The 15,421-nt window shown below is 38.9% G+C and carries 13 protein-coding genes; 12 read left to right on the forward strand and 1 reads right to left on the reverse strand.

Annotation, left to right across the window (positions count from 1 at the left end; genetic code table 11):
- Positions 1-51: 51 nt before the first annotated feature.
- From guaA to FFM84_RS09505, 12 genes are all read left to right on the forward strand, one after another.
- Positions 52-1,608: a glutamine-hydrolyzing GMP synthase gene (gene guaA / locus FFM84_RS09450; protein WP_130845021.1), complete on the forward strand. Its 1,557-nt coding sequence runs from the start codon at positions 52-54 to the stop codon at positions 1,606-1,608.
- A gap of 388 nt (positions 1,609-1,996) precedes the next feature.
- Positions 1,997-4,219: an AAA family ATPase gene (locus FFM84_RS09455; RefSeq protein ID WP_225425291.1), complete on the forward strand. Its 2,223-nt coding sequence runs from the start codon at positions 1,997-1,999 to the stop codon at positions 4,217-4,219.
- Between the two features lie 81 nt (positions 4,220-4,300).
- Positions 4,301-5,287 (forward strand): nucleoid-associated protein, encoded by a 987-nt coding sequence (locus tag FFM84_RS09460; RefSeq protein ID WP_130845022.1) that lies wholly within the window; start codon positions 4,301-4,303, stop codon positions 5,285-5,287.
- Positions 5,288-5,376: 89 nt separating this feature from the next.
- Positions 5,377-5,793, forward strand: coding sequence for a hypothetical protein (locus FFM84_RS09465; protein ID WP_130845023.1), 417 nt, complete (start codon positions 5,377-5,379; stop codon positions 5,791-5,793).
- 183 nt (positions 5,794-5,976) lie between these two features.
- On the forward strand, positions 5,977-7,791 hold the full coding sequence (locus FFM84_RS09470) for a DUF2075 domain-containing protein (protein WP_225425292.1): 1,815 nt from the start codon (positions 5,977-5,979) through the stop codon (positions 7,789-7,791).
- Positions 7,792-8,100 (forward strand): nucleotide pyrophosphohydrolase, encoded by a 309-nt coding sequence (locus tag FFM84_RS09475; protein WP_130845024.1) that lies wholly within the window; start codon positions 7,792-7,794, stop codon positions 8,098-8,100.
- 152 nt (positions 8,101-8,252) lie between these two features.
- Positions 8,253-8,561 carry a PTS sugar transporter subunit IIB gene (locus tag FFM84_RS09480; RefSeq protein WP_130845025.1) on the forward strand — a complete coding sequence of 103 codons (309 nt, stop codon included), beginning with the start codon at positions 8,253-8,255 and terminating at the stop codon, positions 8,559-8,561.
- A 38-nt stretch (positions 8,562-8,599) separates the two neighbouring features.
- Entirely contained in the window at positions 8,600-9,838 is a 1,239-nt protein-coding gene (locus FFM84_RS09485; protein ID WP_130845026.1) for a PTS sugar transporter subunit IIC, read from the forward strand.
- A 29-nt stretch (positions 9,839-9,867) separates the two neighbouring features.
- Positions 9,868-10,236 carry a PTS lactose/cellobiose transporter subunit IIA gene (locus FFM84_RS09490; RefSeq protein ID WP_130845027.1) on the forward strand — a complete coding sequence of 123 codons (369 nt, stop codon included), beginning with the start codon at positions 9,868-9,870 and terminating at the stop codon, positions 10,234-10,236.
- Positions 10,223-11,677 carry a glycoside hydrolase family 1 protein gene (locus tag FFM84_RS09495; RefSeq protein WP_130845028.1) on the forward strand — a complete coding sequence of 485 codons (1,455 nt, stop codon included), beginning with the start codon at positions 10,223-10,225 and terminating at the stop codon, positions 11,675-11,677. Before FFM84_RS09490 ends, FFM84_RS09495 begins: the two co-directional genes overlap by 14 nt.
- A 39-nt stretch (positions 11,678-11,716) precedes the next feature.
- Complete coding sequence (locus tag FFM84_RS09500; RefSeq protein WP_165450298.1) at positions 11,717-13,606, forward strand: BglG family transcription antiterminator; 1,890 nt, start codon at positions 11,717-11,719, stop codon at positions 13,604-13,606.
- A 93-nt stretch (positions 13,607-13,699) separates the two neighbouring features.
- Entirely contained in the window at positions 13,700-14,200 is a 501-nt protein-coding gene (locus tag FFM84_RS09505; protein ID WP_130845030.1) for an AAA family ATPase, read from the forward strand.
- A 74-nt stretch (positions 14,201-14,274) separates the two neighbouring features.
- On the opposite strand, the gene FFM84_RS09510 is transcribed toward FFM84_RS09505, so the two are convergent.
- Entirely contained in the window at positions 14,275-15,414 is a 1,140-nt protein-coding gene (locus tag FFM84_RS09510) for a lactonase family protein (RefSeq protein ID WP_130845031.1), read from the reverse strand.
- Between the last annotated feature and the right edge of the window lie 7 nt (positions 15,415-15,421).

Here is a 15,421-nt window from a genome sequence, read left to right on the forward strand (position 1 = left end):
ATCAGTATCATAGACCTATTAAGCAAGAATTAAACCAAAGGAGTGAACAACTTGGCAAAAACGAACACTGCGGCTTTTGATTCAATCTTAGTATTGGATTTTGGGAGTCAATATAACCAATTGATTACCCGCCGCATTCGTGATTTCGGTGTGTATTCAGAATTATTGCCGAATACGATTACCGCTGAAGAAATCAAAGCACGCCACCCGAAAGGGATTGTCTTTTCTGGTGGTCCGAATAGTGTTTACGATGATGGCGCCTTTCGGGTTGATCCAGAAATCTTTAAGTTGGGCTTACCAATTTTAGGGATTTGTTACGGGATGCAACTGATGACTTATTCACTGGACGGTGGGAAAGTGGAATCAGCTGATAACCGTGAATATGGGAAGGCTGATATCCAAGTAACCAACGAAAATGCGGTCCTATTCAAGGATACGCCGCGTGAACAATCCGTTTGGATGAGTCATGGTGACTTGGTAACCCAAGCACCAGATGGTTTTGATGTTGTCGCAACGTCGAAGAACTGTCCAATCGCCGCCATTCAAAATGTTGACAAAAAAATGTATGGGATTCAATTCCATGCCGAAGTTCGGAATACCGACTTTGGTAATGACATTTTGCGGCACTTTGCGTTTGATGTTTGCCAAGCGGAAGCTAACTGGTCAATGGATGATTTCATTGATATGCAAATTGACAAGATTCGCGAAAAAGTTGGCGACAAAAAAGTCTTACTCGGCCTTTCTGGTGGGGTTGACTCAAGTGTTGTTGGGGTCTTATTGCACAAGGCGATTGGCTCACAATTAACCAGTATCTTCGTTGATCATGGTTTGTTGCGTAAAGGTGAAGCTGATCAAGTCATGGCTAGTTTGGAAGGCAAGTTCGGCTTGAACATCATCAAAGTTGATGCTAAAGACCGTTTCTTGAGTAAATTAGCTGGCGTCAGTGATCCTGAAAAGAAACGTAAGATCATTGGTAACGAATTTATCCAAGTCTTCGATGCCGAAGCAACCAAGTTAAATGGGATGGAATTCTTAGCGCAAGGGACGTTGTATACCGACGTTATCGAAAGTGGGACTTCCACGGCGCAAACAATTAAATCTCATCATAACGTTGGTGGGTTGCCAGAAGACATGCAATTTAAGTTGATCGAACCATTGCGGACTTTGTTTAAAGATGAAGCGCGTGAATTGGGTGAAAAGCTAGGCATGCCTTCCGAACTCGTTTGGCGGCAACCATTCCCTGGTCCCGGTCTCGGGATTCGGGTGATTGGTGAAATTACTGAAGATAAGTTAGAAATCGTGCGCGATAGTGACTTCATCTTACGTGATGAAATCAAAAAAGCTGGCTTAGACCGCGAAATCTGGCAATACTTTACTGTCTTGCCAGGGATCAAGAGTGTCGGTGTCATGGGTGATGGTCGGACTTACGACTACACTGTCGGCATTCGGGCGGTCACCTCAATTGATGGGATGACAGCGGACTTTGCTCGCATTCCATGGGATGTCTTACAAAAGATTTCGGTACGGATCGTCAATGAAGTCGATCACGTTAACCGCATCGTGTATGACGTTACGAGTAAGCCACCTTCGACTATTGAATGGGAATAGAAGCTAAACAAATTAGAAGAGGAAAACCTAGTTTAACGGTGTTTAGTAGAACGGACCAACAGCCAATTTAGACGAAGATGTCTACTGAAAACTTGCTTTCTAACCTCACTGGAGTGTAAATTCTGGTGAGGCTTTTTTATTGAAAAATTAAATTGATTATACAAATGTATTATGAATTTGGTGATCTTATATGATTGACTATTGCATATAAGTTTGCGTGAGTGGATAATCAGTAAGTGAAGTATTCCTCTGTTAACTTCAAAAATTTATACGATACGGGCGTGTGGATGGAGAATGTGTGCCAATTTTTTTGAAACATCGGAATGCTTTCTTTATATAATGGTTTTATCCTGGTAATAATTCAATTATAGAATAGAGGTTTTTGTTGATGGATGAGATAAAAATTGACTTGTCAGAGCATCAATTTTTGGATGGAATTAGTGTGTTTAAGCAACCCGCAGTAGAAATTAAACATAAAAATTTTGTTTTTGCGAAGAATGGATCAGGTAAATCTACATTTGCGTCAATAGTTGATCAAGAACTTTCGAAAAAATTTGATGTTCGTATTTATAATGGATTCGATACTATGTTGGGAGAAAATGAGAATCTTAATGCGTTTGCTTTATCGGTTAATGCAAATGCGAACGAAAAATTGATTGAAGAAAAGCAGAAGAGCCTTAATACACAAAATATAGAATTGAGTCGAGTTCTATCAGAAATTGGCGAGTCTAGTGCTGATGATCAGGATAAGAAAAATCTGAGTAAGAGACTACAAGAGGCGAATAAACGGGTTGCTGAAAAACAAAAAGTGATTGAGGATTTTTATACAGTATCGGCGGCAGAAATAAAAAATATGAGTGATCCGCAGATCTCTGGCACAGCATATAATAAAAATAATTTTAAAAATGAAATACGTGTGGCTGCGAAATTGCAGGACGATGATATTTCTTTGCTTAAGGAGACGGTGAAGACAGATGAAAAGGTAGCTAAACGCATCACTTGGCAAGAACTGAATCTAGCTGGTTACCTGAATAGTACTAATGATATTTTGGAAAGTAAAGTTGAAGAAAAAACACGAATTTTACGTTTTAATAACGATCAAGATAAAATTAACTTTGCAGAGAGCGGTTTAAAAATTCATGAGCATAGGGAAGGGGAACTCTGCGTCTTTTGTGGAAATCCGATTTCAAAAGAAACTTTCGAGGAATTGGAAGCCTATTTTAGTGCAGATGAAGTGGAACAATTAAAGGAACGTATTGAACTTGGAAAAAAGAAAATTAGTAATTTGGTTGCTGATGTGCATAATATAAGCAACGAGTCATCGGACTTTTACCCAGATTTTCGTACAAAAGCTGTTAGTCTTTGGGATCAAGTATCAGTGCAAAAACAGGAAGTTATACATTTTTGTGAGGTCCTTGAAAATTCATTAAGTGATAAAGAAAGAAATCTTTTTGATAAACAAGAACCTGTCTCTATCTCGGTTCCAGAAAATGTTGACGTTTCGGAATATAACAGTTTAGTTGAAGAAAATAATGCGTTTGGAAAAGATCTAGATAAGGAAAAGAATGAAGCAAAAGTTAAGCTCCGAAAGAGTGCTATTAAAAGAATGCTTGACGATTTTCACTTTGATGTAAAAAAGTCTGAATTAGGTAGCATGCAGGAGATACGAAATAATGTTCAAAAAGAAATTCATGAAAAAGAGCAGGAAAAAGCATCGATTCAAAATGTAATTAAATCACTTGAGAATGAAATCGATGCTTTGAAGCCTAAGGCAGAGAAGCAGGCAATTAACCATATCAATCAAAAACTTAGTGGATCTGTGTCTTGGAAGCTAGATTATTACGAAGAAAGTGATGAGTCTGGTTATTATTGGGTTTCACAGAAGTGTGAGGACGGAAGAATTGCACATCGAGGAGTAAAGGAACTTTCTACAGGCGAAAAAAATATTATTGCTTTATTATATTTTCTAGAAAAATTAGAAGAAACAGGTGAGGCAAATGATAAATTGCCGAAAGTGATTTTATTTGATGACCCTATGAATTCAAATGATGCTGGAATGCAATATTTAATCATCACGGAGCTTCAAAAGCTTTATCAAGGAAAATTTAGCAAGCGATATAATCCTCAAAAAGATTATATTGTTATTATGACTCATAATGTTCATTTTTATCTTAATGTGCCACCTCATGGAGCATTTAAGGATGAGAATGGAAAGACCAAATATGATAAGAACAATTTTTACAGCATTAGACGAGGTCATTTTATTCAGATTGAAAATGAAAAGCAGGATTTCAAGACAAATTATGATGCTCTGTGGTCTGAACTTCAAGATTTATCCGAGAATAATTTAACTAATTCGATGCTTAACTCGATGAGAAGAATAATTGAAACATACATTGAGTTTACGGGAATTTCTCAAAACGATTTTTATAAAAACAACGAACAATATCTTAAATTATTTAATGTTAATTCACATTCTGCCATTGATAGTGTATCTGCTGAAGCGTTTACGGAAAGTTCGCAAGAATTAGTGGCTAGTTTTCATCAGATCTTTAAGGATAATAATGCTGAAGCACATTTTAAAAGTCATTGGAATGTAGAATCTAAGTAGCTTTGGTTAACGGCTTTCCGGATTCAATCTAGAAAGCCGTTTTTTACATGGAATAGTTGATAACCATGGAAGGAATAATTAATGAGAATCTTAAATATTATTGATCATATCTTGGACAAAGATTCCGGCAACGTTGTGTTATCACAAAAAGAAATTCCTAAGGACAATCTTGAGATTTCAAAGTACGTTGAAAAAGTCATCGAGAAGGTTTGGAAAAGTGAGTATCTGGAACTTGATTTGCAACGAATCCCACTATTAGAACAATTCTGGAATAGTAGTGATGATTTTCAACAGATCACTGAAAAGTTTGCACTTGATTATTTTGACTCAATCAAAGTCCATGAAGAAATTCCCGGCGGTGACTTGCTGTTCTTTAACGTTGAACTGGATGATTTAAGCCGAGTTATTGGAATTGCGAAACTAGACTATACGCAACGGTATATCCACAATGTAGAGTATGACGATGATGTCTTGGTCAACAATATCGTCAAGAATAACAGCATTCTACCGTCTCCCGGGCAAGGTGTTAAAAATGTGATTCTAATCGATAAAGAGAAAGTCAAGTTGCGTGAACAACAATACACTGGTGCTAGCGGTAAGTGGTTGATGTCCAAGGACTTTCTTCAAATAGCGGCAGTGCCTTCAAAAGTTTCCGCTGATGTTAAGCAAATCAAGAAATCTATTCAAAAAATTTCTGAAAAATATGATGACGACGATTTTGCGGTAACGTCCACGACGCAACAAGCTATTCATGATAGCATCGAAAAAGATGGCGTCATTGATAATGATTTTATTGCCAATGTGGTGTTTGAGAATAAGGAAGAGGCCAAAGAAGAGTTCAAAGATCAACTGGCTAAAAAAGCGATTGAACCAGTAGTTACCGTGCCGAATGCCAATTATTTTGAAAAGAAATATGAACGCCAAAAGATCAAATTGGATAATGGGATTGAAATCAATGTACCCATTAGTTTGTTGAAGAATCGAGATGCGATTGAGTTTGAGACCAATCCTGATGGTAGCACTTCAGTGGTGATTAAGAATGTTGGTAGTTTGAAGAGTAATTTTTAGATGATGAGTATATTTTATTTTGATTATAGCTTAAAATAACTAATTGGAGCATCATCAAAAAAGACACAACGTTAAGGGGAGTTTGACACATGAAAAAGGTATGGTTATCAGTAGCGGCAATGGCATTGTTAACACCAATGGTCGCAGAAACACAAACAGCGCAAGCGGCTAGTTGGCACAATGGAACACCAAAAGCAATGCGGGGAAAGTATCAAGCAAAGAAACACAGTGCAGCGCAAGGCTTTGGCGATATGTATCATATTACCGCTAAGACCTATACTTACGATGCATCTGGAATGCCACAAGTTAAGGCGACTAAACTACGGTATAAGAAGATTAGTGCGCATACTTGGCGGTTGCAAGGTAAGGTCAAAACGAGTGCTGCCGTTCGGTTTAGTAAATTAGATGAAAAAATTTATTGTAAAAGTAAGAAGTTCGCGGCTACTGATTATGGTAGTAAGTTTAGCAAATTAAGTTGGGCAACGAAGGTTTCTAAGTTTAAATAAACCTTGTTGCTGATAGGTTCGCAATTAACAAAATATGTAGTACGACAGAGGTTTCTAATCAAAATGTGATTAGAGGCCTTTTATTTTGTCACTGAAAGAATTGTTTTTAACGATTACTATTGAAGTGGATCGTAATCTTTTAGATAATAGTAATAATAAATACATAGAGGGGGACATAACACTTTGGATGAAACTAAATCAATTGAACCAGCAATCGATGTTAAACCAATTGTGGATGTGGTTCCTTATAATGTTGATTATAAAAAAGCCCTAGAGGAAAAAAGTGGCGACGATGAACTAATTTTTGAGTATCCTACTGTTTATGTGATTGCTGATAAGCAAGATAAAAAGAAAGACGCGGTCCCTCAGTTCACGGCTTATGTTGGTGAGACGAGTGACATCAGTCAACGTACGCGGCAACATTTAGATAGTGATACTAAAATTCGGGATGATTGGCAACAGCTAAAGGACAGCGATAATGCTGAAATGATGGTTATTGGTGATCATTACTTCAATAAGTCGCTGACCTTAGATATTGAAAATCGACTGATGATGTACTTATTGGGTGTCGATCACATCAAACATTTGAATAACCGTCGTACAAATCCACAACGTAAGTATTTTATGTCAGATCAATTTGATCAAATATTTACGAGTGTTTGGTCAGAATTACGGAAGAAAAAGCCTGAGTTATTCCCAGTACAAAGTGATGTTGAAAGTTCAGCTATTTTCAAAGCATCACCCTTTCACGCCTTAAATGAAAAACAACTCGAAGGTAAAAATAAGATTTTTAATCGTGTTGAACAAGTTTTAATAAATACGAAGCAAGTTGATAATCAAGAAGCGGCGGTTATTTTTATTGCGGGTCAAGCGGGAACTGGGAAAACTGTCTTGTTGAGTAATCTATTTAATGATTTAGTAAACAGTAATTTAACTGGCGATAATGCGGTGAATTTATTAGTTAATCATGACCAGCAGTTAATTGTTTATAAACAGATTGCGCATAAATTAGGACTAGATCGTGATAATGATGATGTGGTGTGTAAGCCAACACGTTTTATCAATGAACATCAAAAGCCAGGGGCTAGAAAAGCAGATGTCATTTTGGTTGATGAAGCGCATTTGTTATGGACCCATGGTAAACAGTCTTATCGAGGTCAAAACCAACTACAAGATTTATTGAAATTAGCCAAAGTTGTGATTATCGTGTTCGATAAATATCAGATTCTGACGACGGATGAATATTTAGACGATGAGGAGATTAATCGATTAGAACGAGTGGCTTCGCGAACTGGTAATACCATTACGTTGAAAGATCAAGAGCGAATGGATGCAAGTGTTGAGACAATCGATTGGCTACATGATTTTGCGATTAACCAGCAACTGGGATTGATTCCAGATGATGATCGATACGAATTAAAGGTTGCCCGAAATCCAGCTACCATGTATCAAAAGATTAAGGTATTGGATCAACAAAAAGGAAAGAATCCAGCTAGTCTGGCACGAATGTTGGCGACGTTTGATTGGAAATTCGTGAGCGCCAAACGACCAGATGGTGATCGCGACAAAACTTGGAATGTGACAGTGGGTGATTGGTCCTTGCCTTGGAACTTGCAATTGAAGGTGCCACGTAAACAAAAAAAGAAGAACCAGACGTTAGCGTGGGCGGAACAGTCCCAAACCATTGATGAAATTGGTTCAACTTATACCATTCAAGGTTTTGACCTTAACTATGCAGGATTGATTATTGGACCATCGGTAACCTATCGGGATGGCAAGATTGTTTTCAATCCAAGTGCTAGTATGAATAAACGGGCAACGAATAAGCGAACCTGGAAGGGTGAGAAAATTGATGTTGCTAAAGAATTGTTACGTAACGAGTTAAATGTATTATTGACACGTGGTGTGCATGGCCTATTTATTTATGCAGTCGATGAAGAATTACAACAAGCTTTATTAGCTGCGGCTGGTACGACACATATTCTGGGGGAGAATTAGATGAATTATCAAGATGTTGAACAAGCGTTAATCGCATTTCGCGATAAAAAAGGTTGGCAAAAGTATCATAACTTGAAGGATTTAGCGGTGTCGTTGAACCTAGAAGCCAGTGAAGTGTTAGAAATTTTTCAATGGCAACCAAGTGATCATGAATTGAGCGACGATGAACGGCAACATTTAGAAGAAGAGTTAGCGGATACGTTGATTTATACGTTTTACATGTGTGAAAAATTAGGTGTCAATCCGTTAGATATTGTGGCTAATAAGATGCAATTTAATAAATCACGGCATTGGAAAACTGAAGAATAATTTTGGAAGCTGTTATCACTATTTATAAGTGATAGCAGTTTTTTATTTTGGCACACCAAGGGTGCCAAAATAAAATGTAACCGCATTCATCTATCAACTAAGATAATAACTGTAAAGAAAAACAACAAGACAATTACTGGGAGGTAATTAACATGAGTAAAAATATTCTATTGATTTGTGGTTCCGGTGCTTCATCTGGTTTCATGGCAGCGAACATGCGTAAGGCGGTTAAAAAGGCCGGCTTAGATTACAAGATCAAGGCGCGGAGTGAATCTGAACTAGGGGATTACTTGGATGAAATCGATGCGTTAATGGTTGGACCACATTTAAAGGCGGAATTCGATGCGATTAAAGATCGTGTCCCTGAAAACGTTACGGCGATTCTGATGCATCCTGATTACTATTCGATCTTGGATGGTAAAGGTGCAATTGAACATTTACGATCAGAATTGGGCGATTAGTTATCGGTATCACGATTAAACAGTGAGGTGGATCAAAAATGGATAAGTTTATGGATTTCCTCAACAATAAGTTTGCACCGAAAGCACAAGTTGTTGGGAATAACCAATGGGTCGTTACATTAAAGAATTCAGTACTTGAAGTTTTACCATTTATTTTGGTTGGTTCTGTCGTCAGTCTGTTAAATATTCCAGGTAACTTCTGGAAATGGTGGCCTGATTTTACACCGGTTAGCAGTTTTACTTTTGGCTTATTATCAATCTTTGTGGCCTTCTTAGTGCCATTCAACTTTATGGAATATAAGAAGTTGAAGAAGCAGCGAATCATCGCTGGGTTAACTTCAATTGCCTTATTTCTCATGTTATTAAATCCTAAATTTTCGGCATCAGGAACGACAGCGTCATTTCAATTTAGTGAATTTGGTGCTGGTGGGATGTTTGTCGCAATCATTGTAGCTATCTTTGTTAGCTTAATTCTTGAAGCGTTTGGACGTTTCTCCTTCTTCAGTGAAGATACAGTCATTCCAGACTTTGTAACGTCTTGGTTTGACTCGATGTTACCTATTGGCATCGTCATTGCCATTGGATGGATTTTAGTGGATATTTGCCATTTTAATATGTATAACGCGATCCAAATGCTATTCTCGCCACTAGCCAATGGGGCTGAAACCATTTATGGTTTTACATTTATCTTGTTTATCGATTGTTTTATTTATTCGATGGGGATTTCTGGTTGGGTTTTGGCGCCAGTAACGCAACCGTTAATGTTAGGTGGGATTGCAGCTAACATTGCGGCGCTCGCTGCTAGCAAACCGGCGACGCATGTCTTTACGAGTGAAGTCATTTACAGTGGCTGGGCCTGGATCGGTGGTGTTGGTTGTACGATGCCATTAGTATTGATGATGTTGTTTATGGCTAAATCACAACGCTTAAAAGCATTAAGTAAAGCTTGTATCGTCCCATCGCTATTCAATATTAATGAGCCGCTAGTCTTTGGGACAATTGTTTGGAACCCCTATTTGATGATTCCATTGTGGATTAATGGGCTGGTGATTCCAATTATTACTTGGGTTGGCTTAAAAGCTGGTTTAGCAGCTATTCCAAGTGCATTAATGCAAATGTGGTATATTCCGTTTCCAATTTCGACTTGGCTAGTTAGCCCATCAGTGGGGGCGTTGATCTTAATGATCGTCATTTTCGCGGTTTCATGGGTCATTTGGTTCCCATTCTTCAAAGTTTATGATGGTCAAGTCGTTAAAGAAGAAGCCGCAACTGATTAATTTATCAAAGAGATTGAAGGGGATTAATGATGTTAGATGATGAAACACAAAACGCAGCAGTAAAAAGTACGATGGAAATTATTATTAATGCTGGGGATGCCCGGGCATTTATTGCAGCAGCCTTAGATAATGTCGGTGACTTTGATTATGACAGTGCCAAGGCCAATATGGAAAAGGCTAATGACAAACTAGTTATTGCCCACCGATTACAAACCCAAAAATTACAAACCGAAGCTGAAGGTGAAGACGTTGCTTACTCGGTGCTCTTTACTCATGCTCAAGACACTTTAATGACAATTATGAGTGAATATAACCTAACTAAAAAGTTGATTACCGTGTTTGAAAAACGTGATCAACAGTTGAACCAAACTAAGGAGGCCCACGATGAAACCAAATAAATATCCTTATTTTCCGACTGACTTTTTATGGGGTGGCGCTCAAGCAGCTAGCCAGGCTGATGGTGACTATCAAGCTGATGGTAAAGGGTTAAATTCTTCTGATGTTCAGCCTTATTTAAAAGGACTGTCGAATGCGAAAATCCAAGAACTAGAGACACAAGGGATGACGCTGGATCAAGTTAAAGCCAATCAGCATGACACGACGAACTATTATCCAAAACGGTATGGGATTGATTTTTACAATACTTATCCAGAAGACTTAAAGTTACTGGCTAAGATGGGCTTTAAGACGCTTAGAACATCATTGGATTGGTCACGAATCTTTCCTAACGGTGATGATGAAGAACCAAATGAAGCTGCTCTAAAGCACTATGATTGCATGTTAGACACGATGTTGGACTTAGGTATTGAACCAATTATTACGATGAATCATTATGAAACACCACTTAATATTACGATTAAATACGGCGGTTGGCCAAATCGACAAGTGATTCCAATGTTTGAGAAGTTTGGTAAAGTTTTGCTAGATTGGTTTGGCAGCAAAGTGAAGTATTGGATTGTGGTTAATCAGATCAATATGGTCCAAATTGAACCTTTCCTATCAGTCGGTGTCTGTGCGGATCAGTATGAGAATGAAGAAGCGGCTTTGTATCAAGCGGTGCATAATCAAATGGTCGCGGCGGCTTGGATTCAACAATATGCAAAATCATTAAAGCAACCTAACTTGCAAATTGGGACCATGGTTGCTGATGGGACCGTCTACCCAGCCAGCTGTAAACCAGATGATGTGATTCTAGCCATGCGCCAAAACCGGCTGCAATATTTCTTTACAGACGTGCAATTCCGTGGTGACTATCCGGCTTATGCGAACAACTATTTCGCCGAACGAGGCGTCAAATTAGACATTCAAGCAACCGATATGGCATTGTTAAAAGACAATCCAATGGACTTTTTGGCAATTTCTTACTATTACTCCAAGATGGTGTCAGCTGATCAGAATCAATATCGGCCAGCAGATACGACTAAGAATCCTTATTTAAAGGAAAGTCCATGGGGCTGGGCCGTTGACCCACAAGGACTATACAATACGTTAAGTCAATATTGGGATCGTTATGAGAAACCGATTATTATTGCAGAAAATGGGATTGGTATGTACGACAAAGTTGAAGATGGGCAAGTACATGACCCGTATCGCAGTGATTACCTCAGTCAACATATCGAACAAGTTGGCCGGGCAATCCATGATGGCGCGCAAGTGATTGCATACTGTGCTTGGGGACCAATTGATATTGTCAGTTGTTCGTCACAACAGATGTCAAAACGTTACGGATTTATTTATGTTGATCAAGATGATGAAGGTAATGGTAGTGGCCAGCGTTTGTTGAAAGACAGTTACCACTGGTATCAAAAAGTGATTGCCACTAATGGCGCCGAAATATAGATAACAGTAACCAGTAGCATGTTACGGGGGTTGAAAATTTTGCAAAAAGACCATAAGGCTGAATTATGGCGTTACCTGCAAGCCAATCCTGGTTGGCATACAACTAGCGAATTAGCCGTCGTACTAGGCATATCGGTACGAAGTATTCGACGCTATGCTAAAGAACTCATTGAGACTGAAGCAATCTTAACTAGTCGGCAAGGTTATCAGAGTAATCAGGCTAAGAAAAGCGAATCACCAGCGACTACAACGAGTTATACCAATATTCAACGAGTGATTGTCAACGAGCTCACTCAAAATCAGCAGTTAAATATTTACGATTTAACAGAACGTTTTTATTTAAGTGAATCGACATTAGTTAAATTACTGCATCGCATTCAAAAATATGTTCATTCATTTGATTTGAAATTAGTTCAGGCTGGTGATAACTGGTCATTGCAAGGTCGTGAATTGGATAAACGGCGTGTGATTAGTGATATTTTATATCAAGAATCGGAGCAAACCTTTATTGGGACTGAGGCAATTCAAGCTAGTTTTCCCGATGTTAGTGTCGTCAAAATTGCGACTAACTTAAAGGCATTGGCTAGACAGGCTAATATCTATTTAAATGTTTTTGACTTTAACAATATTTTATTACATGTGGCGATTGCGACTCATCGAACTAAGGAAGGCTATCAGCCGATTAGTGAGGTTGATCAGTTGAAAAAGCCAGTGGCTAAGGCGACACAATTGGCATTTACGCAACAGCTAATTGCATCAATTGAGAAAAGTGAACAAGTCCAGTTTTCGTCGGCTGAACGAGATAGCTTATGTTTAATTATTCAGTTTTCAATTACACGCCAGCACGTTGATCTGGACGATAATGTGCAGCCGACAACGATGGCGTTAGTTGATGATTTAATTAAGTATGTCAATACAATGCTCAATATTGATTTACGAGTATTGAACTTTCGGGAGCAGTTTGCGATTCATATTCAACGATTATTAGTTCGTTCGTCACAAGGTTATGTTGAGCGTAATCCAATGACGGCCCGAATTAGAAAATCTTCACCGATTATTTATGAATGTGCGGTGCTCATTTCTAATCGATTGGCTAAGCTTAATGGTGTCACGATTGAAGATGATGAAATTGCCTATATTGCGATGCATATCGGCAATGCAGTATCGGAATATATTAATGACCTACACAAGTTGTATGTCGTTGTTTTGATGCCAGATTATCAAGGTGATAATGAAAATTTTATCAGTCGATTGGAACGGTTGTTTAGCCAAGACATTGTGATTGGCAAGCTGGTCCATACTCCGGAACAGCTACAACAGTATGATTATCCACGGTCAATTGATTTTGTGGTACAGGTGAATTCTGAGTATACACTACCAGCTGTTCGTTATACGAATATCTCACAGTTTTTAACACAAGCAGACTATCGCCGAGTTGAACGACTCGTGGCAGACATCAAGCACACACAAGAAAAGTTGACGTTTACTGCTAATTTGCGCGAATTCTTTCCAGCAGATAACTTCTTGATATTAGATCAAGAATGCTCTCGTGATCAATTATTTAAGACGGTTTGCGAGCAGTTAGTTCGGAAACAAGTTGTCACTAATAGTTTCGTTCAACAATTGATTGAGCGTGAGCAACTGTCCAGTACAGCTTTTGGACGCGTTGCGATCCCACATTCCTTACAAATGAGTGCTTTAAAAACGCAGGGCTATGTTATTTTGGCGCCGAATGGCATTCAATGGGGTGACCACGGCACTGAAGTTAATGTCGTTTTCTTGTTGGCGGTGAATCAGGCTCACAAACAAGCTTATCGAAATATTTTTGATGATTTGTCACAAGTTGCGGTCGATCCTAAAAATATTGCTGAATTGATTAAGATGACTAGTTATGAGGACTTTATTGGAAGGTTAGCAGCGTTGCTGTAAAAAGTCTACTTAGTTGTGAATAGTTATTTGATCCAAATAAATAATTGATTGTGGGATAATGGTAATCAATTATAATATTGGAGGTCAAAAGCTATGTCATCAATCCAAACACAACTCGTCATCATCCGCGGCAACTCTGGCAGTGGCAAAACGACGTTAGCTAAAGCATTGCAAGATAGGTTAGGCGCTGATGCTTTAATTGTCCAACAAGATGAAATTCGCTTGCGTATGTTGCATGTCAAGGACCGACCAGATAATCTAGCCATCGATTTAATCGAGCAAATTGCGCAATATGGTAATCATCGCGTAAAAGTTGTGATTGTCGAAGGCATTCTCGCTAAGTCGATGTATCAAGTGATGTTACAACGATTAATGGCTAGTTTTGATCAAAGCTGGGTTTATTATTTTGATATACCATTGGCAGAAACGTTGAAACGGCACCAACAACGAGCTAAAGCGGTTAAATTTACATCGGCTGACCTAAAACGTTGGTGGCTAGGCGATGATCGCTTACAAGTGGTCAACGAACAGATCTTTACAAGCGCCGATACCTTACAATCAGAAATTGACCAGGTTTTGCATCAACTAAACTGAATCTGAATCAAAAAATACACGGCAACAGAATCTAAAAATTCTGCTACTGTGTATTTTTGTCATTTAAACAAGTATTACTTTAAAAAGTCCGTTGCTTCCAATACTCGTACACAAGCATCATGTTTAATCCCGCGTTGTGCCACACTCAAGTAACCAGTCTCAACATCGCGATGATACAAGATCAAATCATTGGTGTTCTGGTTGGCACAAAGCAAAAAGTCATTGTTCTTGCTCAAACTAAAGTCTCGTGGAAAGACGCCTTCAGTTTTAATCTGTTGGATCTTTTCCAAACGGCGACCACCATCTATGATCTGGTAAACGGCCAATGAGTTGTGACCACGGTTAGAAACGTATAAGAAGCGTTCATCCGCAGATAAGCGAATCGCAGCGGAACCGTTATGACCGACATAACCTTCGGGCACATTATCGTAATCGCCAAGCCAAGTAAGTTTGCCACTATCATGATCGTATTCAGCGACACCCACGCGACTGGCAACTTCACCTAAGACATAAATGTAGTTAGATTTTTGCGCAATGGCGAGTTGTCGTGGGCCAAAGCCAGGTTTCGTATCGAAGACCGAAACGGGCGTTAATTGGCCGTCGTCAGCAACATCGTAGATCAACAATTGATCACAGCCTAAGCCACAGACTATTAAGCGGCCATCTGGTAATAAGCGGGTGAAGTGAATGTGGGCATGATCTTGTTCGACTTGGGGACCATGACCTTCGATTGGATAACGGTAACTGGCTTTAATCTGCCAGTTATCGCCCAGCTTAAAGGTATGAATGGCATTGGTATTGTAGTTGGCGCCAAAGACAATCTTACGAGTGGCATCTAAGTAAACGTAAGAAGGCACCGTATAACTTAATTCATTCCAGAAATACCGGTTAGTGGCGGCATCATAAGCTTCGTAAGCGGGGGTGACGCCCGTTCGATCAAGCATCTTAGTACTTAACACCTTACCACGTTGATTAGCGTCAGCATCGATAATGGCGATGCCACCGGTATTCTCATTTTGAGTACAAACGGTCACGATCTTTTTAGCGACCGGATCAAAATTCAAAAATGCGGGATTATCGATTTGACTCATGAGTTCAATTTTGGTAATTTTAGCCTTTTCGGTGTCTAAAGTCGCAACGTAAATTCCCTCTGATTGGTTATTAGGCGTGTAATTATCACTCGTATAACCACCTAACAAAAACTGATCTAACATGACAAAG

Source organism: Lactiplantibacillus mudanjiangensis (genome assembly GCF_005405385.1).
GTDB lineage: Bacteria > Bacillota > Bacilli > Lactobacillales > Lactobacillaceae > Lactiplantibacillus > Lactiplantibacillus mudanjiangensis.